This window comes from Streptomyces tubercidicus, assembly GCF_027497495.1.
Classification (GTDB): domain Bacteria; phylum Actinomycetota; class Actinomycetes; order Streptomycetales; family Streptomycetaceae; genus Streptomyces; species Streptomyces tubercidicus.
Genome location: NZ_CP114205.1, coordinates 5173179 through 5196249, shown reverse-complemented (window position 1 = coordinate 5196249; position 23071 = coordinate 5173179). Strand labels below are relative to the sequence as shown.

The following is a 23071-nucleotide window of genomic DNA, read 5'->3' as shown; positions in this document are numbered from 1 at the left end:
ACGCCCCCTCACGCCCCCTTGAGTTCCTGCCGCTGCCGCCCCAGACCGTCGATCTCCAGCTCCACGACATCGCCGGCCCGCAGATACGGCTTGGGGTCCGGGTGGCCCAGGGCGACGCCGGACGGGGTGCCGGTGTTGATGATGTCGCCCGGGTAGAGGGGCATGAACCGGCTTACGTAGCGGACCGCTTCGGCGACCGGGAAGATCTGTTCGGCGGTGGTGCCGTCCTGTTTCAGGTCGCCGTTGACCCACAGGCGCAGGCCGAGGTTCTGGGGGTCGGGCACCTCGTCGGCGGTCACCAGCCAGGGGCCCAGCGGGTTGAACGTCTCGCAGTTCTTGCCCTTGTCCCACTGGCCGCCGCGCTCGATCTGGAAGGCGCGCTCGGAGACGTCGTGCGCCACGGCGTAGCCGGCCACTGCGGCCAGCGCCTGTGCATCGGTCTCCAGGTAGCGGGCGGTCCGGCCGATGACGACGGCCAGCTCCACCTCCCAGTCGGTCTTCACGCTGTCCCGGGGGACCAGCACGGTGTCGTCGGGGCCGACGACGGTGTCCGGGGCCTTCATGAAGAGGATCGGCTCCGCGGGGGGCGCGGCGCCGGTCTCGCGGGCGTGGTCGTGGTAGTTCAGCCCGATGCATACGATCTTGCCGATACGGGCCACCGGCGGGCCCGTGCGCAGCCCGGCCGCATCGAGTCGCGGCAGCTCACCGGAGGCGGCGGCGGTGCGGAGCCGCGTCAGCTTTCCCTCGTCGGCCAGGAGCGCTCCGTCGATGTCCGGCACCAGGCCCGACAGGTCCCGCAGGGCCCCGGACGCGTCGAGCAGCGCCGGGCGCTCCGCCCCCACCGGTCCGACTCGCAGCAGCTTCATCGGTCAACTCCCGTCGTCGAAGGTCGGCCGGGAAGGGGTGTTCCGGGCCGGCCGATGGGGGACGGCCATCGAGCGAATTGGTTGATCGTCCAAGAACGGGGTCCGGTCCGCAAGACCCCGTTCACGGACTGGACCGGAGGGGACCGGACCGGACCCGACTGGACCGGGCTGGATTCTTACTGGGGGGTGGTGGCCCGGGAGTCGGCCCGGGACCTGCTCTGGGAGTTGGCCCTGGCGCGGGCCGCCCGCTGCCGGGCCGCGCGGCTCTTCGGCGCGCGCCGGTCCGCCCGCTGCGGTGCCGGGCGCTGCCCCGGGGCACGCCCGTCCGACTCCCCACCGGCACCCGAGCCTCCGTCGGCAGCCGACTTCCCGTCGGACCCCGGCTTCCCGTCGGCCCCCGGCTTCCCGTCAGCAGCCGACCCCCCGTCGGCGCCCGCCTCCACGGCACCGCGCCCGCTCCGGTCCCGGTGCAGCAACGCCCGCTCGCACGCCGTCCACGCCGTCGTCGTGACCATGTAGAGCCCGGCGGCCAGCGGCACCACCGCCACCGTGATCAGCGTGCCGAAGGACAGCAGCGGCATCACCTTGGCCATCGAGGCCATACCGGGCACCGCGGCGTTGCCCGCGGCCGGCTGCGGGGCCTTGGCCATCGTGGCGCGGGCCCGTCGGTAATTCCAGGCGGCGACGGCCGTGACCAGGGCGAACAGTCCGAGGTAGACCAGCCCCTGCGGCCCGAACACGCCGCCGTCGGCGAGCGCCTCGGTCCAGTGGCCGCCGAGGGGCGCACCCAGCAGCGTGTGGTCGAGGAGGTCGCCGCTGCCGGTCGAGAACAGGTGGTACATCACGAAGAAGACCGGCAGTTGCAGCAGCGTCGGCAGGCAGCCGGCGAGGGGCGTGGAGCCGGTCTTGGCGTACAGGTCGGCGGTCGCCTTCTGCAGCCGCTCCGGGTTGCCCTTGTGCTTGCGCTGGAGTGCGGCGAGCTGCGGGGCGAGCGCCGTACGGGCCTTCTCACCGCGGGCCGCGGCGCGGGCGAGGGGGTGCAGCGCGGCGCGGACCCCCAGGGTGAACAGGACGATGGCGGCGGCCATGGCCGCGGTGCCGAAGAGCGGGGCGATCGCCTGGGCGCCGTGCGCCAGCGCATCGCCGAGGAAGCCGAACATGGACATGGGTGAGCCCTCCACGGGTCTCGTCGTGCCGGGATGTGGATTCGGCGTGACGAGCCGCGCGGACGCGGAGAAGCGGTACGGGGACCGGACCGGTGCGCCTACGCGGCCGTCGGGAGGGGACGGCCCGGTGCCCGGGGGCGCGGGCGGCCGGCCGCGTCGGGATCACGTTGGGGCAGGAAGGCGGTACGCCGCTCGCGGTCGCGGATGGCCGTACGGATCCGGCCCGGTGGTACGGGCCGCGCGCAGGCCGCGATCAGGAAGGCGCGGCACAGGAGCAGCAGCGCGGTGGTGGTCGCGGCGGCGGTCAGGGCCGTGGTCAGACCGGTCTGGGTGAGCAGGAAGCCGGACAGGACGAAGAAGAGGGCTGAGGTGTACAGGCGCCACGCGTCGACGATGCGGTACATCGGGCGCCCTCCCCAGGTTGTCAGGCCGTCGCAACTTGTCGTCTTCCGCTCAAGAGTAGCCATACCTCTGGGCAGCCGGGAGACCGGTAGGTAACTTGCCCTGCCTGCCGCCCGGGACGGCGGCGGACCAGGGGGACCAAGGGGGAACACCTAGGAGGTGCTGTGCGCGACATCAGCGTCCCGGCCCTGGCGGCTCCACTGCGGACCGGCGGCCTTGCCGACTCCGTCTTCGACACCGCCGCCCACCAGCCGGATTTCGCTCAGCTCGCCCGCCGCGACGACCAGACACCCGGCGGCTGGCAGGAGGTGTCGGCGGCGGAATTCCGCGATGAGGTCATGGCCCTGGCCAGGGGGCTGCTGGCGGACGGGATACGGCCCGGCACCCGGGTCGCGCTGATGTCCCGTACGCGCTACGAGTGGACCTTGTTCAGTTATGCGCTGTGGGCGATCGGCGGGCAGCTCGTCCCGGTCTATCCGACCGCCTCGGCCGAGCAGCTGCGCGGCATCCTCGCCGGGGCGGAGGTCACCGCGATCGTCGTGGAGAACGAGGCGCAGGCCATGACCGTGGCCGAGGCCTGCGACGAACGGGCCAGGCTGCGCCGGCTGTGGCAGCTGGACCTGGACTGCGTCCAGCGGCTCACGGAGGAGGGCACCCGGCTGGCCGAGGCCGATGTGCACCGGCTGCGGCATGCGGTCACCCCGGACACCGTCGCGGCGATCGTGTACACCTCGGGGACCACCGGCCGCCCGCGCGGCTGTGTGATCACCCACGCCAATCTCGCCGCGGGCTGCGACACCCTCTACGCGGGCTGGGGCGGGCTGCTGGCCGCGCCCGGCGAACGCCCGTCGCTGCTGGCCTTCCTGCCGTTCGCGCACATCTACGGGCTGATGGTGCAGGTGGCGTGTCTGCGCGGCGGGGTGAAGCTCGCCCATCAGCCCGATGTGACCTCGGACGAACTGCTGCCGGCGCTGGCCTCATTCCGTCCGACGTTCCTGTTCGCGGTGCCGTACGTCTTCGAGAAGATCTGCGCCCGCGCCCGGCAGGCCGCGGAACGGGCGGGCCGGGCGCGGACGTTCGACGCGGCGATGACGGTGGCGGTGCGCCATGCGGAGGCCCTCGCGGCGGAGGAGCGGGGCACCGGGCGCGGACCCGACCCGTTCCTGCGGGCCCGGCACGCGCTCTACGACCGGCTGGTGTACTCCCGCATCCGGGAGCTGCTGGGCGGCCGGGTGCGGACCGCGGTCTCCGGCGGCTCACCGCTGTTCCGGGAGCTGGGGCTGCTCTTCGCCGGCGCCGGTATCACCGTCTACGACGGCTACGGCCTGACGGAGACCAGCGGCGCGATCACCGTACAGCCGCCCGGCCGGGTGCGGTTCGGGACGGTGGGCCTGCCGCTGCCGGGCAGTGCGGTGCATCTGGCGCTGGACGGCGAGGTGTGGGTGCGGGGCGCGGTGGTGTTCGCCGGGTATCTCGACGAGGACCAGGAGCCGGGCAGCGGGCTGTATGACGGCTGGCTGGCGACCGGCGACCTGGGGCATCTGGACGAGGACGGCTATCTCGTCATCACCGGCCGCAAGAAGGACATCATCATCACCAGCAACGGCAAGAGCGTGGCCCCGCAGGGGCTGGAGCAGCGGCTGTGCGCCCATCCGCTGATCTCGCAGTGTGTGGTGGTCGGCGACAACCGGCCGTATGTGACCGCGCTGATCACGCTGGACCCGGAGGCCCTGGCGCACTGGCACAAGCTGCGCGAGGAGCCCGGCCCGGACAGCGGCGCACCGACGCCGGAGGAGCAGTTGCAGGCGGAGGTGCGGCGGGCGGTGGCACGGGCGAACGCGTCGGTGTCCCGGGCCGAGTCGATCCGCGCTTTCCGGGTGCTGCCGGGCGAGTTCAGCCAGGAGTCCGGGCTGGTGACACCGTCGCTGAAGCTGCGGCGGGCGGCGATCGTCCGGCGCCACGCGGCCGAGATCGACGCCCTGTACGCCCAGGGGCAGCGCGAGGAGCCCGAGACGCGGCGGGAGCGCCGCAGATGGGCGGCGGCGGGCCTGTACGCACGCTGAGCGCGCGGCACAGACCGCCTCTGGACGGGCCCGGCCGGTCATACGGAAGCCGGCGCACGTCACCCGCATCCGGCCGGGCCCGCCCGCGGCACCGTAGCAGTGCCGCGGCGGACCCGGCCGTTATTTGTCCAGGGGTGAGGACCCACGACCGCGGGCGCGTCACGGCACTTAACGTCCGGTGGCATTCCAGTAGTGACGAACCGGGAGGCCGTGTGCGGTCCATCCTCAGCAATTCCGCAACATCCGGGCGGACCATCGCCACCGGACTGGTCGTGGCCGCGCTCGTGGCCACGCTCGCGGCGCTGCTGCTGCCCGTCCAGCTCTTCGGTGAGACCGCGTCGGCGGCGACCAACACCGTCACCTACGACGATGACGGCGGCGGCACGGTGAACACCCGCTACGGTCCGCTGACCGCCATGGACCGGGACTTCGTGCGCAAGGTCAGACTGGCCGGCCTGTGGGAACTCCCCGCGGGCCGCCAGGCGCAGGAGCGCGGGCAGACCGCGGCGGTCCGCTCCGCGGGCGCCATCCTCGTCGCCGGACACACCGAGCTGGACCGGCGGTCGATCGAGGCCGGGCGGGCGCTGGGCATCTCGCTGCCCAATCAGCCCAACGCCGATCAGCAGGGCTGGCTGGCGCAGATGAACGCCGCCCAGGGCGACGACTTCGCCCCGACGTTCGCCGAGCTGCTGCGCCGCGCCCACGGCAAGGTCTTCGGCCTGGTGGCCATGGTCCGCGACCAGACCAAGAACTCGATGGTGCGCTCCCTGGCGAACCGGGCCAACGACGTCGTCCTGCAGCACATCACGGCGCTGGAGAAGACCGGAAGCGTCGACTTCAACACCCTGCACAGCAGCTAGGCGCACGGAGTCCTGGTATGTCACGGCGGCGCGCACGCCGGCCCGGACGGCGGCGGACTCCCCCGTCCTCGGCAGGAGGTGCCCCGCGCCCACCACCACCCGCGACCCGGAAGACACGACACCCGCACCAACCGACACCCCTCACATCGGACGAAGCGAAGTGATCTCATGAGGCAACGGCAACAAGCCCATAAACGCTCGCGTTTGACGAACAGAATGCTGATCGGCGCGACCGCCCTGCTGCTGGGCGGCGGCGGCCTGGCGGCCTACGCCACCACGGCACTGGCCGGCAACAACACCCCGGACGCGGCGGCCGGCCACGCCCAGCACACCGCGAGCGCCTTCACGCTCTCCTGCCCCGATGTGGGCGAACGGCTGCGCCAGGTACCGCGCAGCGCCAAGCTCCCGGTCTCCAAGGGGCTGTCGGCGCTCGACAAGCAGGTGCACGACGCGTACCACTCGATGATGAGCGGCAGCAGCGGAGGCAGCGGCGGAGGCAGCGTCCTCAACAGGCTGCAGACGAAGCGGGAGAAGACCATCAAGATGATGGTCAGCGCGATCGCCAAGGACGCCAAACGGCCCGGCTATCTGCTCAAGATGAGCGGCTGCACCATGAAGCCCGTCAACGAGGGCGCGGGGGAGGGCGGCAACGACTCCACCAAGTCCGTACAGGACGGCTGGTACCAGGGCCAGGACCCGAACCAGACCCAGGGACAGGACCAGGGGCAGAGCCAGGACCCCGGTCAGGCGCAGAGCCAGGACCCGGGCCAGGGCCAGGACCAGAACGGCGGGCAGCAGCAGGGCCAGCCCGGCGGCCCCTCCCCCGACGACTTCGTCGACATCAACAACGTCCAGCCGAACGCGGATGCCCCGCCGTTCGCCGCCCCCAAGGGGGGCAACGCCTCCACCGGCACCTTCACCACCGAGTGCGGCCGCAATGAGGACGGCCACTTCAACTCCGACAACGTCATCGTGACGCCGGGCGTCAGCAACGGCGCCCACCACACCCACGACTACGTCGGCAACAAGGCCACCGACGCCTTCGCCGACGACAACAAGCTCGCCCAGTCCGACACCACCTGCGACAACGGCGACCAGTCCACCCACTACTGGCCGGTGCTGCGCAAGCTCGACGGCAACGCGGAGCAGAAGCCGGGCGCCGCGCAGGACGCCAACGTCGGCACCACGCTGACCCCGGCGACGGTGACCCTGACCTTCCGGGGCAGCCAGTCCGGCGAGGTCCGGGCGATGCCGCGCTTCCTGAAGATCATCACCGGTGACGCCAAGGCGTTCACCAACGGCACCAAGAACGCCAACGCCTCCTGGAGCTGCACCGGCTTCGAGGACCGGCAGCTGAAGGACAAGTACCCGCTGTGCCCGCAGGGCTCGCAGGTCGTGCGCACCTTCGCCTTCCAGAACTGCTGGAACGGCCGCGACATCGACAGCGGCAACCACCGCGACCACATGGCGTTCTCCGACCAGAACGGCAACTGCCCGCAAGGCTTCGAGGCGGTCCCGCAGCTCGTCCAGCGGATCACCTACGACGTCCCGCAGGGCAACAGCTTCGCGGTGGACAGCTTCCCCGAACAGCTGCACAAACCGGTGACCGACCACGGTGACTTCATCAACGTGATGCCGGACAACCTGATGAGCCAGGCGGTCGAGTGCATCAACGACGGCCGCGAATGCAGCTGACGGTCCGGCGGCCGGGAGGCTTCGAGGCCGGGACGCCGTAAGGCTCTGAGGCCGGGAAGCCGTGAAGGCCCGAGGCCGTGAAGCTCCGAGGCCGTGAAGTCCCGAGACCGTGAAGTCCCGAGACCGTGGAGCCCTGAGGCCCCTTAGGGAGACATCCCTAAGGGGCCGGTGGGCCCCCTGGGTCCGACAACGCAGTGGCCCCGGCCCGGATTCCCGGGGCGGGGCCACTGGTGTGCGCCGAGTCGCTGTCGTGGTGCCGGCGGTGCGCCGTCGGACCGGCCGGGCGTCAGCTCAAGGGGCGCGGTGGTTCATCCGTCGGTTCCTCAAAGGCCGTTGACGCGGGCCTCACGGGCCATGCCGAGGGGGCGTATGGAGGACGCGACGGCGCGGGCGCGGCGGCCGGCCCGTGCGCGGTAACTGCGGACATGAGCCATCAGACGCCGGCTGCGCAGCGCCATCTCCAGCTCGAAGCGGGTACGCGGATCACGCAGCACCGGGCCGAAGAGCTTCTCGATCTGGCGCAGGCGGTACCGGACCGTCTGCGGGTGCACATGCAGCAGCTTGGCCGCCTCCGGTGCGCCTCCGCCCTCCAGCCACGCCAGCAGGGTCACTTCGAGCCGTTCGCTCTGCCGGGGCGTCAGCTCCTCCAGCGGGCCGAGCCAGCGGGAGGTCAGCGCGTCCGCCAGCGACTCGTCCTGGAGCAGCAGCAGCGCCGAGAGATGGTCGTCGACGAACGCGGGCCGCGACTCCGGTCCGACCCGGCTCGGGGCCAGCGTCAGCAGATAGCGGGCCCAGCGCAGCGAGGACGCCGTGTCGGTGGCCGGCACCACATGCCCGACCGCCGCCGGACGGCCCTTGAGCGCCGCCTCCAGGCGGGCCCGGGTCTGGGTCGCCGGGTCGGGGACGAACAGACAGGTGTAGCCCTCGACGCTGCCGATGAGGGCATGGCCCAGTGCCGCGGCGAGTTGGGCCGCGTCGGCGGGGGTGGCGAGGACGACGGCCTGGAGGGTGTCGGGCACCGGCCAGCCCGCCGCGCGGGCCAGTTCGTGCAACCCCTCCTCGGGTACCTCTCGTTGGCCGGCGAGCACGTCGAACAGGTCCTGACGGGCTCGGGCCACCGGCATCGGAGTGACAACTGAGGGCCCTGCCGGAGGTTTACTTTCCGACTCTTTTTGGTACCCCAGAACTGTCAACAGAGCCTGTTCAAGCGCCCAATGTGCGTCTTCGACGGGAGTATCCCCGAGAAGTGCGGACAATGCGGGAAATCCGCGTTGCAACTCCGCGACCAACTTCTCGGAGAGATCCGGGAGTTCATTTCTCACAACCCGGTTCCACTCGCCGCGGGGACGCGACCAGATGCGGTTCAGGAGATCACACATCGCTACCTCGATCCTGGCGGGGATGCGGCTGGTACAGGGGATTGGCGCCCCCCGGGCGCCTGAGTCGGCATCATCCGGAGTCCCCCCGCGCGACCGCGATGCCAGTGCAGGAATTTGTCACAGCGCGATAAACCTTACGAAAGCCTGAACGCGTTCGGAGATGCTTTTGCACATCCGGATTACGGCCCTGCGTATCCACCCGGTCACAGAATGTTTAGTGTTACCGGGGGTCACCCGAACAAAAGCCCCGGGCAAATAGCACCCCCGGGAGATTTCATAGAAATTCGCATCCCGCACCCGTGCCCCGACACCGGGAGGTCCGATGTCCGCACCGCGTTTGCAGAGCCGGCAGAGCCGCCGCGCTTCACACCGCGCCCGGCCCTCGCCCACCGTGCCCCGCCCCCGGCGCCCGCCGAACGAACCCGGCCCGCCGGACCGGCGGGCCCCCGGCGGCGGCTTCGCCGGAACTGCCGTGCTCCGTCCGGCGCTTCCGGCCGCGCTGCTGCTCTTCATCGCCGTCACGCTGCACTCCGGCGCGGCGGACACCCTGATGCGCTTCCTGGACTTCGGTGCCGGGGTCCTCGCGCTGGTCTCGCTGTCGGTCACCGTGCTGTGGGGCCTGGCCGCCACCGACCGGATGGTGCTGCACTCCGGCCACCGGCTGCTCGCCCAGGCCGTGCACCGCGGCACCGCGGTCGCCGGACTCGGCTTCCTCGGCCTGCACATCTGGGTGAAGATCGCCGAGGGCCACACCGGCGCCACGGCCGCCGCGGTGCCCTTCACCGACGGCGCCCGGCCGGGGCTCATCGGCCTCGGCACCCTCGCCGCCTACACCTTCATCGCCGTGGCGGTGACCGGCGCGGTGCGCGGCGCCTTCACCGGCCTGACCGGCGCCCGCTGGTGGCGGGCGCTGCACATGTGCGCCTACCTCGCCTGGGGACTCGCGCTGGTGCACGGCCTCAAGTCCGGGCGCGCGGCGGCCGGCTGGGCCGTCGCCGGATATGCCATCTGCCTCACGGCGGTGGCCGTACGACTCGCCCTGCGGCTGCGCGACGCACGCAGGAACACAGGAGAACTCCCATGACCGCCCCCGCCTCCACCCAACTGCTGCCGGCGCTCGCCGAGACGGAACCCGTACCGACGCTGGCGTCCTTCGGACCGCCGCGGCTGCTGGCCGGCCTCGACGAGACACCCCGGATGGACCGGGTGGCCCATCTGTCCCGGCACGGCAGCCTCCCCCAGCTCACCTCCCAGGAGCTGGTGGCGCTGGCCGAGGACATCGATCTGCGCGGCCGCGGCGGCGCGGGCTTCCCCTTCGCCCGCAAGCTGACCGCCGTCATCGACGGGATGCAGCGCGCGGACGGCAAGGGCGCCGTGGTCGTCAACGGCAGTGAGGGCGAGCCCAGTTGCCTCAAGGACACCGCGATGCTGCTGCACGCCCCGCATCTGGTGCTCGACGGCGCGCTGCTGGCCGCCGACGCGCTCGGCGCCCAGGAGGTCGCCCTGGGGGTGACCCGCACCGATGTGCTGAGCTCGGTGCAGCGCGCCATCGACGAACGCGGCCCGGTCCGGCCGGCTTTACGGGTCACCCTGCTCACCGAACGGTTCGTCACCGGCGAGGGGTCCGCCATGACGAACGGGCTGAGCGGCGGCGCGGGGCTGCCCTCCGGCCGCAAGATCCGCTCCAGCGAGCGTGGTCTGAACGGGGTGCCGACCCTGCTGTCGAACACCGAGACCTACGCCCAGCTCGCGGTGGCCGCCCGCCTCGGCGCGCTCGGCTACCGCACCACGGGCCTGCCCACCGAGCCCGGCACGCTGCTGCTGACGGTCGCCGGCAGCCGGGTGGTGGAGGTCCCCTACGGCGTCTCGCTGGCCCGGGTCCTGGCGCTGTGCGGGATGGACCAGGGGCAGGGCGTGCTGATCGGCGGCTACCACGGCACGTTCATCTCCCCGGCCGACGCGCTGACCGCGAACCTGTCGAAGGAGTCGCTGGCCGAGTACAGCGCGGTGCTCGGCGCCGGGGCGGTGCTGCCGATCCCGTACGACACCTGTCCGGCGGGCGAGACGGTACGCGTCGCCCAGTGGATGGCCGCCGAGTCGGCCGGCCAGTGCGGCCCCTGTGTGCTCGGCCTGCCCGCGCTCGCCGACCAGCTCGACCGCGCCGTACGGGGCGGCGGGGAGAGCGCCCTGGAGGCCGTACAGGCCCGGATGCGGGCGGTGGAGAAACGCGGCGCCTGCAGCCACCCGGACGGCACCTCGCGCTTCGTCGCCTCGGCCCTGCGGTCCTTCCCCGAGGAGTTCGAGCGGCATGCGCAGGGGTTCGGCTGCGGCCGTCCGGTGACCGGTGCGCTGCCGGTCACCGGAAACCCGCCGCTGGCGGTCACCGCCCCCGCGCCCGCCCCGGCGCGGACCTCCGCGCCGCCGCAGGAACGGCTGCTGGTCGACTGGACGCTGTGCCGCGGCCACGGCCTGTGCGCCGATGTCGTGCCCGGCGTCGTCAAGCTCGGCGCGGACGGCTATCCGCAGTCCGCCAGCATGCCGCTGCCGGCCCGGATGCGGCGCCGTGCCCAGCTCGCGGTGCGCCGCTGTCCCGCGCTGGCACTGCGGGTACAGGGCGGCAACTGACGGTCCGCACGGGCCTTTTGCGCCCGCGGAAAATTCTTCGGCGCCGTTGAACGCCGGGCACCCCGCAGCGCGTATTCCCCGGGCGACGGCACCCGCCGCCGCCCGGACGGGAACGGCACGGGCGCCCGGACGAGCGGCGCAGTCACCACCTCAGCAAGCGACGGAACCACCCACCGGCAGAGGAGACATCATGATCAATCGACGTCGTGCGGCGTTCGCGGCCGCCGCGGTCGCCACCCTGGCACTGACCACCGCCTGCGGCAGCAGCGGCACCCAGAGCGCCCCCGGCACCACCAGCGCGGACAACGTCCAGCCGGCCGGCCAGGGCACCAGTGACTACGGCTCCTCCGGCGGCGCGGGCGGCTACGGCGGCCAGGCGGGCGGCGCCGACGCCGGCGGCAAAACCCCCAAGGGCGCCCCCGCCGGAAAGCTGGCCCTGCACCAGGACGCCAAGCTCGGCACGGTCGTCGCCGACTCCAAGGGCATGACCCTCTACCGCTTCGACAAGGACACCCCGGACCCCGCCAAGTCCAACTGCAACGGCTCCTGCGCCACCACCTGGCCGCCGGTCCCCGCCGACGACGCCAGCGCCCCTGCCGGTATCGACAAGAGCAAGCTGGGCTCGGTCACCCGCGCCGACGGCGTCAAGCAGCTCACCATCGCCGGCTGGCCCGCCTACCGCTACATCAAGGACACCAAGGCCGGTGACACCAAGGGCCAGGGCGTCGGCGGCACCTGGAACGCGCTGGCCCCCGACGGCAAGAAGGCCGGCGCCCAGGAGCCCAGCGACGTCTCGGTGTTCAACCACCCCGACCTCGGCGGCATCCTCGTCGACGGCAAGGGCCGCACCCTCTACCGCTTCAACAAGGACAGCGCCTGGCCGATGAAGTTCGGCTGCAACGACGCCTGCCTGGACACCTGGAAGCCCGCCAAGCCCGCCGACCGCTCCAAGCTCAACGGCATCGCCCCCAAGCTCATCTCCACCGTCACCCGCCCCGACGGCACCCGTCAGCTGGCCGTCGACTGCTGGCCCGTCTACTGGTTCACCGGCGACGAGCAGCCCGGAGACATCAACGGCCAGGGCAAGATGGGCCTGTGGTTCGCGGTCTCCAAGGAGGGCAAGAAGATCACGACGACACCGGAGGGCTGAGCCGCCCGCCCCGGGACGGCTCCCCGTCCCGCGGGAACTCGTCGTCCAGCGCCAGCACCTCGGCGTCCGGCCTCGCGTCCGCGGCGCGCGGCCCCAGCCAGGTGACCGCCAGCGCCACCGCCACATTCACGGCGAGCCCGACGATCCCCGCGTTCATCCCGCACACCGGGTCGTGTCCCCCGAACACCAGGACACAGACCAGCGTGAAGCCCGCCACCAGGCCGCTCACCGCGGCGTGCAGCGTCAGCCGCCGCCACACCAGCCCCAGCAGCAGCATCGGCACGAGCTGCGCCATGCCCTCGTACGAGATCAGGGACAGCCGGACCAGGGTCTCGGGGGCGGTGTAGGTCAGCAGCAGCGCCAGCGCCCCGGCCGCCACCACGACCAGCTGCGACCACAGTTTCTGCCGTCCGCCGGCCGGCGCTCCCCCGCCGTCCCCCGAATCCGCCCCGGCCGCCCCCTTGTTGAGACGGGGGATCGCACCCAGCACGCTCCTCCCCCACATCGTGCCGATGACCAGCATGAACACGGCCATCGGCACGATGGAGGAGAGCGCGGCGGCCGCCCCGACCAGCCCCACGGCCCACGCCGGAAGGGAGTCCACCACCATCCTGAACAGCGCGAGATCGGAGTCCGCGCCGACCAGACCGGGCACCACGAACAGCGCCGCCATCCCCAGCAGCATCGGCACGAACAGCAGCACGTTGTAGAAGGGCAGGTAGAGGGCGTTGCGGCGGAGCGCCTCGGCGTTGCGGGCACCGAGATAGCCGGCCACCGTCGTCGGGAAGATCACCACGGTGAGGGAGTTGACGAGGGTAGTGGTGATGAACCAGACCTGCCCGAGGCCGCCCGAGTCGTGTCCGGGGAAGGTCAGCCACTGCGGCTTCTCGGCCACGATCCGGTCCAGGAAGGGCCCGTAGCCGTCGAAGTAGTGCAGCGGCACATAGACCGCGAGGAAACCGAGGGTGCCGATGACCAGGACGTCCTTGAGCACCGAGACCCACGCGCTGCCGCGCAGCCCGCTGATCACCACGAAGCCGGTGGTGACGGCGAAGCCCAGGAAATAGGCCCAGTTGAGGCTGATGGCACCGTAGGAAATGGTGGAGACGACCACGCCCATGCCGGTGATCTGGAGCTGGATGTACGGCAGCAGACAGACCGTGGCAAGGACGGCGACGGCGGCGCCGAGCCAGGGTGCGCGGTAGCGGTGCGCGATCATGTCGGTGATCCCGACCAGACCGTGCCGGCGGGCGTAGGCCCACAGCATCGGCCCGACGACGTACCCCAGCGCATAGCCGCAGGACATATAGGCCAGGACATAGAGCACCGGGGCACCGAACTTGTAGCCCCACCCGGCCGCGCCGAGGTAGCTGAAGCTCGTATAGCTCTCCCCGGCCATCAGCACCCAGATGAAGACCGTGCCCAGGCTCCGGCCGCCCACCGACCACTCGGCCAGTCCCCCGCCGGACCCGCGGCCGCGCACCGCGCGCAGCCCGAGGACGACGGTGAGCACCATGAAGCCGCCGAAGACGGCGGTCGAGACCGCGGCGTTCATCGCTTCTCCTTCGTGGATATCCCCGGCTTTAGTCGGGGGTGGGGGTACCTCCCGCTTGCGGGGGAGAAACGAAGCTCCTGCGGAGCAGGGCAGGGAAAGCCGTATCTCCGCCCGTCGATATGGCATTCACCACGGTGGTGGTGAGGGAGCACCGATAGGACACCGGGCCTCAACTGTCGTACCTCCCAGGTAGGTTGGTGATCGTGACGACAGCAGCGCAGACGTGGGGGGAGACCGGGCATGCCCGGTACGCCTTCCGGTTGCGTGTGTCGTCGACTGCGAACGCTTTGCTGCTGGCGGAGTGGGACCGGTGCCGGTGGGTGTGGAATGAGTGCGTCGCCAAGTCGAAGGCTGTCTATGCGCATAACCGTGCGCATCCTGAGGACAGGCAGACGTGTGGTCCGGTGCAGCTGTCCGCGATGCTGACCGAGGCCCGTGCTCGCATCCCGTGGCTGTGTGAGGCGCCTCGGTGCCGCAGCAGCAATTGATTCGCGATTTCGGCAAGTCCCGGGCGAAGGCGATGAAGGACATCAAGGCCCGGTTGCCGATGCGGCAGCGTGCCGGCATGCCGAAGTGGAAGAAGAAGCGTGACGCCTCTCCCAGCTTTGAATACACCCGGCGCGGGTTCCGTCTGAAGGACGGCCGTCTGCATCTGGCAGGCGGGATGGTGCTGACTGTGGTGTGGTCGCGTGACCTTCCGTCCGACCCGTCCTCGGTGCGGGTCTACCGGGACAGTCTCGGCCATTGGTACGCGTCGTTCGTTGTCGAAACCGGGTCCGAGCCACTGCCCGAAACCGGGTGTGTGATCGGCATCGACTGGGGAGTCAAGGAAACCGCGACGACCACCAGCAACGACCATGACCTTCCCCACGCTCAGCACGGGAAGAACGCCGCACAGCATCTGGCCCGCTATCAGCGGATGATGGCCCGGCGTAAGCCGAAGCACGGACAGGCCGCATCTAAGGGCTATCGCGAAGCGAAGCGGCAGACGGCGAAGGTCCACAAGAGGGTGGCCCGGCAGCGGCAGGACACCGGCCGCAAGTGGGCAAAGCGCGTGGTGGCCGACCACGATGCTTTGGCGGTGGAGGACTTCAAGCCGAAGTTCCTCGCCAAGACCACCATGGCCCGTAAGGCGGCGGATGCCGCGATCAGTGCGACGAAGGCCGCGCTGGTCGAGATGGGCCGTAAGCACGCGCGGAAGGTGCACCTGGTGCACCCGGCACACACCACGATGGATTGCGCAGACTGCGGAGCGAGAGCCAAGCACGCACTGCCCCTTTCCGAACGAACGTATACCTGCACCGCATGCGGAGCCTCCCGGCCACGGGATAAGAACTCCGCCCACGTGATGCTGGTCCGGGCTGGTCTCAACCCGGCTAGTGCTGACCTTGTAAGCCCTGCCACCTGCTAGGCGTCAGGCAAAGTGAGCTAGGAATCCCCCTCGCTTACGAGGGGGAGGTTTCAAATCCGCCCCCGGGCCCGGTCGCCGCGCCGGGCCAGCCACACCGCGAGCGGGGTGGCCAGCGTCGCCAGCAGCATCCAGAAGAACAGGAACGGCAGACCGAGCACGGTCGGGGTCACCCGGTTCACCAGCGGCAGCACCGCCAGGAACAGCACATACGGCAGCAGCAGCCACAGCAGCGCGGGACGCTTTCTGGAACCCGGGGACCGGCCGCCGGAGGTCTGGTTTCGCACGAGGCGAGAGCCTAGGTGACGGCCGGCTCCGCTCACCGGGACTGTGTCGACCGCAACACGGCCCAGACCACCAGCCGGTAGGTGGAGGTGTACTCCGGCGTACAGGTCGTCAGGGTCAGATAGGAGTCCGGTGCGGTGAAGCGGTAGGCGGGGTGTACGGCGCTGTACGGGACGGCGGCGAGGACCGTGCCGTCGCCGGGGGTGGTCCGCGGCAGGGTGCGCCGCACGGTGTAGGTGTAGCGGGCCTCGGCGGTGTCGACGACGACGGTGTCGCCCGGCCGCAGCCGGTCGAGGTGGCGGAACGGCTCGCCGTGGGTGTTGCGGTGCCCGGCCAGCGCGGCATTGCCGACCCCGCCGGGCTGCGCGCTGTGCGGATAGTGGCCGACATAGCCCCTGTTGAGGACCGCGGCCTTGCCGACGCCCTGGGCGATGGGCGCGGTGAGCCCGATCCGGGGGATGCGCAGCACGGCGTACGCCCGATCCGGTGCGGGCGGGGATGTCCGGCTCCCGGCGCGGCGGACGGGCGGGGAGCCGGGCGGCGGGGTGCTCGGGGCGGCCCCGGCCTCCGTACGGCCGTCCTCCGGGTCCGGGCCGGGTGGTGCCGCGGGCGGCGGGGCGTCCCACTGCTGCTCCAGCCGGCTCACCTGGTCCCGTGCCGCGTGCTGCGCCTGACGGTTGGTCCACCACAGCTGGTGGACGACGAACAGCAGCAGGACCGCGCCGAGCGTCACCGCCAGCTCCGCACCCGTCCACAGCGCCCGCACGGCGCCGGGGCGGCGGGCCCGCCGTCCCTGCACGACTACCGGTATCCGCTCCCGCACGCGGGCACCGTAAGCCCTGCGGGCACAGGTCACCAGAGGCGCGCACGGTCCGCGCCGCGGACGGGGTCAGCCGCCGAACGCCTGCGAGACGGCGTAGATGCACAGCCCGGCCAGCGCGCCGACGACGGTGCCGTTGATGCGGATGAACTGGAGGTCCCGGCCGATGTGCGCCTCGATCTTCTTCGAGGTCTGCTCGGCGTCCCAGCCGGCCACGGTGTCGGTGATCAGCGAGGTGATCTCGCTCTGATACGTCGTCACCACATAGACGGCCGCGCCCTCCAGCCAGCCGTCCACCTTGCTCTGCAGCCGCTCCTCGTCGGACAGCCTGCGGCCCAGGGACAGCAGCGCGGCCCGTACCCGCAGCCGCAGTTCGCTGCGCTCGTCCTCGGCGGCGGCGACGATCATCGCGCGGACCGAGCCCCAGGCCGAGGCGATCAGATCCTGCACCTCGCCGCGCCCCAGCACCTCGGACTTGAGCCGCTCGACCTTGGCCCGGGTCTGCGGATCGGACTGCAGATCGTCGGCGAAGTCCCCGAGGAAGCGGTCGATCGCGCCGCGCGCCGGATGCTCGGGCATGTCCCGCATCTCGGTGACGAAGCGCAGCAGCTCCTTGTAGACCCGGTCCCCCACCTTGCGGTCGACGAACCGCGGGGTCCAGCCCGGTGCGCCGCCGGAGACCGCGGTCATGACGGAGTCGGCGTGCTCGACCAGCCAGTCGTGGGCGCGGAAGACGATCAGGTCCACCATCCGCCGGTGGCCGCCCTCCGCGACGATCTTCTCCAGCATCGCGCCGGCCCCGGGCGCGATCTCATGGGCGTCCGCGCGGCGGGTGATGGCCTCACCGACCACCGCCTGCACATCGGAGTCGCGCAGCACGGTCAGCGCCCCGCGCAGCGCGGTGGACAGCTCGTCGGTGACCCGGTCGGCGTTCTTCGGCTCGGCGAGCCAGCCGCCGAGCCGCCGGCCGATGCCGACGGAGCGCAGCCGGCGGCGGACGACCTCGGCGGACAGGAAGTTCTCCCCGACGAAATCACCCAGACTCTGCCCCAGTTGGTCCTTTTTGGTGGGAATGATTGCGGTGTGCGGGATCGGCAGCCCCATCGGCCGCTTGAACAGCGCGGTGACCGCGAACCAGTCGGCCAGCGCACCGACCATCCCGGCCTCCGCGGCCGCCGCGACATACCCGGTCCAGCCGCCCGCCCCGGCGGATCCGGCCCATTTCGCCAGTGCGTAGACCACGGCGACGGCCAGCAGCAGGCCCGTGGCCAGCGTCTTCATCCGGCGCACCGCGCGCCGGCGCTCCTCGTCGGTGCCGCCGGGGACGAACCCGCCGCCGGGCCCGGTGCCCGTCGGCGCCGTGCCCGCCCCGGACGCCCGCTCCGCCTTCGGCGCCGTATCCGCTTCTGTCCGTTCCATCCGCTCCACCGCTCCCACCGTGCCCCCGCCGTCGCTACGGCCTGCCCTGCTCGGCACGACGGCCACGTTCCGGCCGTCATCCCACTGTGACCTACTCCTGGAACGAACCACGAGTTCCCGGCGTCCATGCCGTGGGGGGCATCGACACGGGGCGCCGGGCGGCGTCCCCGAGGTCCGTGGGATCATGAGAGACCGATCGGACCGCAACGGTGCCGCTGATCATCCGCTGCCCTTGCCCGCCCGGAGCGTGCTGCTCCGCTTTACCCAGGAGACCCCTCCCGCATGAAGAAAAGTGTGGGTTACTCCCTGCTCGCCGGTCTGGCAGCAGTGGTGGTACTGATCTCGACCGCGATATTCGTCGGCTTCGGCGGCACGAACGGCGGTCCGGACGGCTCCTCGCACAAGCCACGCGACCCCGCGGCCCCCGCTGTCTCCGGCCAGTGGGTCGGCACCTGGTCGGCGGCAGCCGCGGCGGCCGAGCCCGGCACCCTGAACGGCTATGCGGGGATGTCGATACGCAATGTCGTGCACACCAGTGTCGGCGGCTCCGGCGTCCGCATCCAGCTCTCCAACCTCTACGGCACCCGGCCGCTGGTGGTCAGCCACGCCACGCTGGCGCTGGCCGCGGCCCCCAGCAACCCGACCGCCGCGAGCGGCACCATGCGGCGGCTGGCGTTCGGCGGCAAGCCCGCGGTGACCATCCCGGCGGGCGGCGCGGTCACCAGCGACCCGGCCCGGCTGAAGGTCCCCGGCGACGCGGACCTCCTGGTCACCATGTACTCGCCGTCGCCCTCCGGCCCCACGACCTATCACCCGTACGCCCGGCAGACCTCCTACCTGGCGCACGGCGACCGCGCCGAGGACGCCACCGGCGCCGCCTACACCGAGCAGAGCCCGTACTGGCGGTATCTGACGGGCGTGGACGTGTGGAGCGCCCAGGCCCGCGGCTCGGTCGTCGCGATCGGCGACTCGATCACCGACGGCATCACCTCCACCGCGGGCGCCAACCACCGCTGGACGGACTTCCTCGCCGCGCGGCTGCGCACCGAGCCGGGCGCGCCCCGCTACGGCGTCCTCAACCAGGGCATCAGCGGCAACCGGCTGCTGGTCAACGGCAGCAAGTTCTCGCCGAACAACGGGCCCAGTGTGCTGTCCCGGCTGGAGCGCGACGCGCTGTCCCGTACCGGGGCGAAGGCGGTGATCGTCGAGATCGGGCTGAACGACCTGTTCAAGACCCCGCGCCAGCTCGACCCGGAGAAGATCGTCGCGGGCATGCGGCAGCTCGTCCAGGAGGCGCACGCCCGCGGGCTGCGCGTCACCGGCAGCACCCTTACGCCGTTCGGCGGACACCGCGGCTACTCCAACCAGCTGAATTCGGTACGGGAGCAGGTCAACCGGATCATCCGCTCCGGCACCGTCTACGACGAGGTCGTGGACTTCGACAAGGCGCTGCGCGACCCGGCCGCGCCGGCGCGGCTGCGCCCCGCCTACGACTCCGGCGACCACCTCCACCCGAGCGACGAGGGCTACCGGGCGATGGCCTACGCCGTGAACCTCGCCCACCTCAAGCAGTCGGCCCGGGCCGCGCTGTAACGCCAACGGAGCAGGCGCGCGGCGTCGGATCCGGCCCGGCCGGGCGGGGGCCGGGGCCCGGGGTCCTCAGGGCCGGAACGGCGCCTCTACTCCAGCTCCTTGCGCCCGTCCCCCTCGATACGGCGCCGCTCCTCCTTCAGGCGGCGCCGCTCGGCCCGGGGCAGCTTACGCTCGACGCCGACGCCGCCCATCAGGGCCAGGCCCTTGACGATCACCCGGGGCGCGCCGGGCTCGGGCGGTGCCCCGTCCTCCCGCGCGTCGAAGCCGCCCATGATGCCGAGCCCGCGGACATCGACCTCCACGCCCGGCGGCACCACGATGTTCACCCCGCCCATGAGCACCCAGCAGTTGATGACGACCTCCGGGCCGGCGAAGTTCGCCTCGCGCAGATCGATGTCACCGCCGCCCATCAGGCAGGCCGCCGTGAAGCGCCGCCCGATCGTCCACCGGCCCTTGCGCTGGAAGCCGCCCATGAGGGAGAGGCCGAGCCCGGACCCCTCCGTACCGCTCACGATCCGCTCCGACCACCGCTCCGGCGCCCCGCTCTCCTTGCGCAGCGACAGCGGTGCCGGCTGCGCCGCGGCCGACGGCAGATCGGCGGTGAGCGGCTGCAACTCCCCATAGGTGCGGGCCTGGTAGGTCGCGTCGAGCCGCTCCTCGAACTCCGCCATCGCCAGCCGTCCCTCCGCGAGGGCGTCCCGCAGGATCTCGGCCACCCGCTCACGGTCGGCATCCGAAGCGCGCAATTCAGGGAGGTCTTCAGTCATGCGGACACATTAGAGGGCATCGTCCGCCGTGGTCCCGCTCCGTCCGATATCCCACCGCGGCCCACCGCCCGCGTACAGCTCGGCGATCAGGGTCTCGATCTCCGGCTCCCGCACCGACAGGTCCACCAGCGGATAGCGTGCGGCGACCGCGGCGACCAGCGGCGCCGCGCTCTGCGACGCCGGGAACGCCAGCCACTGCCGGGGGCCGTCCACCCGGACCGTACGGGCCCCCGGCACGCCCTCGATCGGCGGCAGTTCCCGCGCCAGGTCCACCACCAGCGTCCGCTCGCCGCCCCCGGCCGCCCGCAGCCCGTCGAGGCCGCCGTCGTAGACCAGATGACCGTGGTCGATGACCATCACCCGGCGGCACAACTGCTCGATATCGGTCAGGTCATGGGTGGTCAGCAGGACCGTGGTGCCCCGCTCGGCGTTCACCTCGCGCAGGAATTCCCGCACCCTCGCCTTGCTGACCACATCGAGGCCGATGGTCGGCTCGTCCAGATACAGCACCTCGGGGTCGTGCAGCAGCGCCGCCGTGATGTCGCCGCGCATCCGCTGCCCCAGCGACAACTGCCGTACGGGCACGGCCAGCAGCGGGCCCAGGTCCAGCAGCTCGACACAGCGCTCCAGGTTGGCGCGGTAGGTACGGTCCGGGACCCGGTACATCCGGCGCACCAGCTCGTAGGAGTCCCGCAGCGGCAGGTCCCACCACAAGGTGGTGCGCTGCCCGAAGACCACCCCGATCCGGCGGGCGAGCCGGGTCCGCTCCCGCGCCGGGTCGATCCCGGCGACCCGGAGCCGGCCGCCGCTGGGGACGAGGATGCCGGTCAGCATCTTGATGGTGGTGGACTTCCCGGCGCCGTTCGGCCCGATGTAGCCGACCATCTCGCCGCGCGGCACCCGGAAGGAGAGGCCGTCCACGGCCCGGACCTCCTGCCGCACCCGCCGCAGCCGGCCCGCCTTGCGCCGCACCGAGAAGACCTTCTCGACGCCCTCGACCTCGATCAGCTGCTCCGCAGCGGCCGCACCGCTCACCACACCCACTCCTCCCTCGCCGGGTTCCCGGCCTCGTCCCGCTCCCGGCCTCGTCCCGCTCCCGGCCCGCCCGGTGAGCCGCCGTCAGCTGCCGTGAGCCGCCGTGAGCCGCCCTCAGCTACCGGTACTCCGGTACCCCCGCAGCCCCAGCCGCCACGCCAGCCCGGCCCCCGTACACATCAGCGCCGCCACCACCGGCCCCAGGAAGTCCACCCAGCCCGGCAGCCCCAGCGGGTCGGGGCGGCCCAGCAGCCGCAGCGCGGGCAGCCAGTTCACAAAGGCCAGCGGGACGAGGTAAGTGACCCCGCGCACCAGCTCCTTGGCGAACACCGTCGGCGGGTACTGGAGCAGTGCGTTGCCGCCGTAGGTGAAGGAGTTCTGCACCTGGGCCGCGTCCTGCGCCCAGAACTGGAAGGCGGCCCCGGCGGTGAAGACCGCCGCGAAGATCGCCGTGCCGCACACCGCCATCAGCGGCACCATCAGCACCCGCCCCACCGTCCAGTCCACCTCGATACGGGGCAGCGCCCAGCCGAGCACCAGCAGCGCCTGGGTGATCCGGCCCACCCGGCGCAGCGCGAAGCGGTCCGCCGCGATCTGCGCGAACACCGGTACGGGGCGCACCAGCAGGGTGTCCAGGGTGCCGTCCCTGATCCGCAGGCCCAGCCCCTCGATGCTGCCCAGCAGCAGGTCCGCCAGGCCCAGCGCCATCCCGGACGTCCCGTACAGGAAGGCCACTTCGGGCAGCGAGAAGCCGCCGAGGGCCTCGATCTGCGAGAACATCAGCATGATCGCGATGAAGTCCAGGCCGTTGGCGGCGAAGCTGCCGAGCGCCATCATCACGAACGAGGTGCGGTAGGCGAGGGTGGAGCGCATCCACATCCGGACGATCAGCCCGTACGCGGCCAGCCCCCGCGCCGCCTCCGCCGCCCGCCCGTGCCCGGTCCGCCTCTGCCCCGTCCGTCCGCGCCCCGCCCGGCCCCGTAAAGCCGTCCGTTCGCCGGCGATCCGTTCGCTAGCCACCGTGCACCACCACCTTGCGGGTCGCCGCCGACTGCACCAGCCGGCCCAGCGCCAGCAGCGCCACCGCCCACCCCGCCTGGAACACCAGCCCCCGCACCAGCCCGTCCCCGCTCCGCACGCCCATCAGCACATCGGCCGGCACCTGGAGGACCGCCGCCCACGGCAGCAGCTGGACGGCCTCCCCGAAACCGCCCGGGAAGACCCGCAGCGGCAGCACCATCCCCGTGAAGAACAGGCAGGCCAGCCCGCTGATCATGGCCAGCCCCGAGCCGTCCAGCAGCCAGAACGACGCCAGCGCGACGAGATACCGCAGCGCGAAACTCACCAGCACCCCGAACAGCACCGACAGCAGAAAACAGCCCCAGGTCAGCGCGTCGCCGGGCAGCGCCAGCGGGAAGGCCAGGGCGCCCACCGCCATCGGTACCACCCCGCGGCCGATCAGCTGCAGCCCGGCCCGCCCCAGATCGGCGGCCAGCCACCACAGCTGCAGATCGGCGGGCCGGTAGAGGTCCACCGCGATATCGCCGCTGCGGATCCGCTCCTGGAGCTCGTCCAGCCCGCCGCCGCCCATCAGCGCCGCGGTGGCCAGCAGCGCCTGCCCGGTCCAGACGAAGGTCAGCGCCTGCGCCTGGTCGTAGCCGCCCAGATGCGGCCGCTCGGCCCACAGCGCGAGGTAGGTGTAGGCGACGATGAAGCCGAAGACGGTGTTGGTGAACACCCCCGCCACGGTGGCGATCCGATAGGTGGCGTACCGCCGGAAGCTGCCGGCCGCCACCGCCGCGTACACCACGCCGTGCACCCCCCGGCCCCGTTGTCGTCGGACGCGCAAAGAACCGGAGCCTAAGCCGCGGACGCGGCGGGCACCATCGAATTATCACCGCTTCGGGTGAGCCGTGGGCGCCATTCAGCCGGTCAGGTGGCGGACTACGGTGCGCGCCACCCCTGCTGACCGGGACGCATGAT

The 23071-nt window shown here is 71.8% G+C and carries 19 protein-coding genes and 1 pseudogene; 8 read left to right on the top strand and 12 right to left on the bottom strand.

Annotation, left to right across the window (positions count from 1 at the left end):
- Window positions 1–8: 8 nt before the first annotated feature.
- The 3 genes from STRTU_RS22620 to STRTU_RS22610 all read right to left on the bottom strand — a co-directional run bounded on the left by STRTU_RS22620 (window position 9) and on the right by STRTU_RS22610 (window position 2436).
- The gene (locus STRTU_RS22620; RefSeq protein ID WP_159745620.1) at window positions 9–866 is read right to left on the bottom strand and encodes a fumarylacetoacetate hydrolase family protein; all 858 of its coding nucleotides are present in this window, start codon (window positions 864–866) and stop codon (window positions 9–11) included.
- A 176-nt stretch (window positions 867–1042) separates the two neighbouring features.
- Window positions 1043–2032: a YidC/Oxa1 family membrane protein insertase gene (locus STRTU_RS22615; protein WP_159745618.1), complete on the bottom strand. Its 990-nt coding sequence runs from the start codon at window positions 2030–2032 to the stop codon at window positions 1043–1045.
- Between the two features lie 98 nt (window positions 2033–2130).
- On the bottom strand, window positions 2131–2436 hold the full coding sequence (locus STRTU_RS22610) for a DUF6412 domain-containing protein (protein ID WP_159745616.1): 306 nt from the start codon (window positions 2434–2436) through the stop codon (window positions 2131–2133).
- Between the two features lie 162 nt (window positions 2437–2598).
- On the opposite strand from STRTU_RS22610, the gene STRTU_RS22605 reads away from it, so the two are divergent.
- From STRTU_RS22605 to STRTU_RS22595, 3 genes are all read left to right on the top strand, one after another.
- Window positions 2599–4497, top strand: coding sequence for an AMP-dependent synthetase/ligase (locus STRTU_RS22605; RefSeq protein ID WP_159745614.1), 1899 nt, complete (start codon window positions 2599–2601; stop codon window positions 4495–4497).
- 212 nt (window positions 4498–4709) lie between these two features.
- Window positions 4710–5357, top strand: a complete 648-nt coding sequence (locus STRTU_RS22600) for a DUF4142 domain-containing protein (RefSeq protein ID WP_159745612.1) — start codon at window positions 4710–4712, stop codon at window positions 5355–5357.
- Between the two features lie 216 nt (window positions 5358–5573).
- Window positions 5574–7052 carry a DUF1996 domain-containing protein gene (locus STRTU_RS22595; RefSeq protein WP_159747149.1) on the top strand — a complete coding sequence of 493 codons (1479 nt, stop codon included), beginning with the start codon at window positions 5574–5576 and terminating at the stop codon, window positions 7050–7052.
- A gap of 323 nt (window positions 7053–7375) precedes the next feature.
- On the opposite strand, the gene STRTU_RS22590 is transcribed toward STRTU_RS22595, so the two are convergent.
- Window positions 7376–8176, bottom strand: coding sequence for a PucR family transcriptional regulator (locus STRTU_RS22590; RefSeq protein ID WP_159745610.1), 801 nt, complete (start codon window positions 8174–8176; stop codon window positions 7376–7378).
- Window positions 8177–8753: 577 nt separating this feature from the next.
- Here STRTU_RS22590 and STRTU_RS22585 point away from each other — a divergent pair.
- From STRTU_RS22585 to STRTU_RS22575, 3 genes are all read left to right on the top strand, one after another.
- On the top strand, window positions 8754–9515 hold the full coding sequence (locus STRTU_RS22585; protein WP_246241034.1) for a hypothetical protein: 762 nt from the start codon (window positions 8754–8756) through the stop codon (window positions 9513–9515).
- A complete protein-coding gene (locus STRTU_RS22580; RefSeq protein ID WP_159745608.1) occupies window positions 9512–11056 on the top strand; it encodes an NADH-quinone oxidoreductase subunit NuoF family protein in 1545 nt (514 codons plus the stop codon). Before STRTU_RS22585 ends, STRTU_RS22580 begins: the two co-directional genes overlap by 4 nt.
- 190 nt (window positions 11057–11246) lie before the next feature.
- On the top strand, window positions 11247–12206 hold the full coding sequence (locus tag STRTU_RS22575; protein WP_159745606.1) for an SCO0930 family lipoprotein: 960 nt from the start codon (window positions 11247–11249) through the stop codon (window positions 12204–12206).
- On the opposite strand, the gene STRTU_RS22570 is transcribed toward STRTU_RS22575, so the two are convergent.
- Window positions 12184–13761, bottom strand: coding sequence for a sodium:solute symporter family protein (locus tag STRTU_RS22570; protein WP_159745604.1), 1578 nt, complete (start codon window positions 13759–13761; stop codon window positions 12184–12186). The genes STRTU_RS22575 and STRTU_RS22570 overlap by 23 nt on opposite strands.
- A 200-nt stretch (window positions 13762–13961) precedes the next feature.
- Between STRTU_RS22570 and STRTU_RS22565 the strand changes: the two are divergent.
- Window positions 13962–15172 (top strand): annotated as a pseudogene (locus STRTU_RS22565) (RNA-guided endonuclease InsQ/TnpB family protein).
- A 50-nt stretch (window positions 15173–15222) separates the two neighbouring features.
- Here the strand turns inward: STRTU_RS22565 and STRTU_RS22560 are convergent.
- From STRTU_RS22560 to STRTU_RS22550, 3 genes are all read right to left on the bottom strand, one after another.
- A complete protein-coding gene (locus STRTU_RS22560) occupies window positions 15223–15456 on the bottom strand; it encodes a DUF3311 domain-containing protein (RefSeq protein ID WP_159745602.1) in 234 nt (77 codons plus the stop codon).
- A gap of 32 nt (window positions 15457–15488) precedes the next feature.
- Window positions 15489–16277 carry a class E sortase gene (locus tag STRTU_RS22555; protein ID WP_167539187.1) on the bottom strand — a complete coding sequence of 263 codons (789 nt, stop codon included), beginning with the start codon at window positions 16275–16277 and terminating at the stop codon, window positions 15489–15491.
- Between the two features lie 66 nt (window positions 16278–16343).
- Window positions 16344–17693: a DUF445 domain-containing protein gene (locus STRTU_RS22550; protein WP_159745600.1), complete on the bottom strand. Its 1350-nt coding sequence runs from the start codon at window positions 17691–17693 to the stop codon at window positions 16344–16346.
- A gap of 282 nt (window positions 17694–17975) precedes the next feature.
- Between STRTU_RS22550 and STRTU_RS22545 the strand changes: the two genes are divergently transcribed.
- Window positions 17976–19286: an SGNH/GDSL hydrolase family protein gene (locus tag STRTU_RS22545; protein ID WP_159745598.1), complete on the top strand. Its 1311-nt coding sequence runs from the start codon at window positions 17976–17978 to the stop codon at window positions 19284–19286.
- 86 nt (window positions 19287–19372) lie between these two features.
- Here the strand turns inward: STRTU_RS22545 and STRTU_RS22540 are convergent, their stop codons facing one another.
- The 4 genes from STRTU_RS22540 to STRTU_RS22525 all read right to left on the bottom strand — a co-directional run bounded on the left by STRTU_RS22540 (window position 19373) and on the right by STRTU_RS22525 (window position 22898).
- A complete protein-coding gene (locus tag STRTU_RS22540) occupies window positions 19373–20053 on the bottom strand; it encodes a DUF1707 SHOCT-like domain-containing protein (protein WP_159745596.1) in 681 nt (226 codons plus the stop codon).
- Between the two features lie 9 nt (window positions 20054–20062).
- Complete coding sequence (locus STRTU_RS22535) at window positions 20063–21091, bottom strand: ABC transporter ATP-binding protein (RefSeq protein ID WP_159745594.1); 1029 nt, start codon at window positions 21089–21091, stop codon at window positions 20063–20065.
- Between the two features lie 111 nt (window positions 21092–21202).
- A complete protein-coding gene (locus STRTU_RS22530; protein ID WP_159747146.1) occupies window positions 21203–21967 on the bottom strand; it encodes an ABC transporter permease in 765 nt (254 codons plus the stop codon).
- 133 nt (window positions 21968–22100) lie between these two features.
- Complete coding sequence (locus STRTU_RS22525) at window positions 22101–22898, bottom strand: ABC transporter permease (RefSeq protein ID WP_159745592.1); 798 nt, start codon at window positions 22896–22898, stop codon at window positions 22101–22103.
- Window positions 22899–23071: the final 173 nt, after the last annotated feature.

What these genes read in the sequence shown, in the direction of transcription:
- STRTU_RS22570 (WP_159745604.1), bottom strand. Translation starts at nt 13,761, where the DNA reads ATGAACGCCGCGGTCTCGACCGCCGTCTTCGGCGGCTTCATGGTGCTC.
- STRTU_RS22590 (WP_159745610.1), bottom strand. Translation starts at nt 8,176, where the DNA reads ATGCCGGTGGCCCGAGCCCGTCAGGACCTGTTCGACGTGCTCGCCGGC.
- STRTU_RS22595 (WP_159747149.1), top strand. Translation starts at nt 5,574, where the DNA reads ATGCTGATCGGCGCGACCGCCCTGCTGCTGGGCGGCGGCGGCCTGGCG.
- STRTU_RS22580 (WP_159745608.1), top strand. Translation starts at nt 9,512, where the DNA reads ATGACCGCCCCCGCCTCCACCCAACTGCTGCCGGCGCTCGCCGAGACG.
- STRTU_RS22545 (WP_159745598.1), top strand. Translation starts at nt 17,976, where the DNA reads ATGAAGAAAAGTGTGGGTTACTCCCTGCTCGCCGGTCTGGCAGCAGTG.
- STRTU_RS22575 (WP_159745606.1), top strand. Translation starts at nt 11,247, where the DNA reads ATGATCAATCGACGTCGTGCGGCGTTCGCGGCCGCCGCGGTCGCCACC.
- STRTU_RS22530 (WP_159747146.1), bottom strand. Translation starts at nt 21,967, where the DNA reads ATGTGGATGCGCTCCACCCTCGCCTACCGCACCTCGTTCGTGATGATG.
- STRTU_RS22620 (WP_159745620.1), bottom strand. Translation starts at nt 866, where the DNA reads ATGAAGCTGCTGCGAGTCGGACCGGTGGGGGCGGAGCGCCCGGCGCTG.
- STRTU_RS22610 (WP_159745616.1), bottom strand. Translation starts at nt 2,436, where the DNA reads ATGTACCGCATCGTCGACGCGTGGCGCCTGTACACCTCAGCCCTCTTC.
- STRTU_RS22585 (WP_246241034.1), top strand. Translation starts at nt 8,754, where the DNA reads ATGTCCGCACCGCGTTTGCAGAGCCGGCAGAGCCGCCGCGCTTCACAC.
- STRTU_RS22615 (WP_159745618.1), bottom strand. Translation starts at nt 2,032, where the DNA reads ATGTCCATGTTCGGCTTCCTCGGCGATGCGCTGGCGCACGGCGCCCAG.
- STRTU_RS22540 (WP_159745596.1), bottom strand. Translation starts at nt 20,053, where the DNA reads ATGACTGAAGACCTCCCTGAATTGCGCGCTTCGGATGCCGACCGTGAG.
- STRTU_RS22550 (WP_159745600.1), bottom strand. Translation starts at nt 17,693, where the DNA reads ATGGAACGGACAGAAGCGGATACGGCGCCGAAGGCGGAGCGGGCGTCC.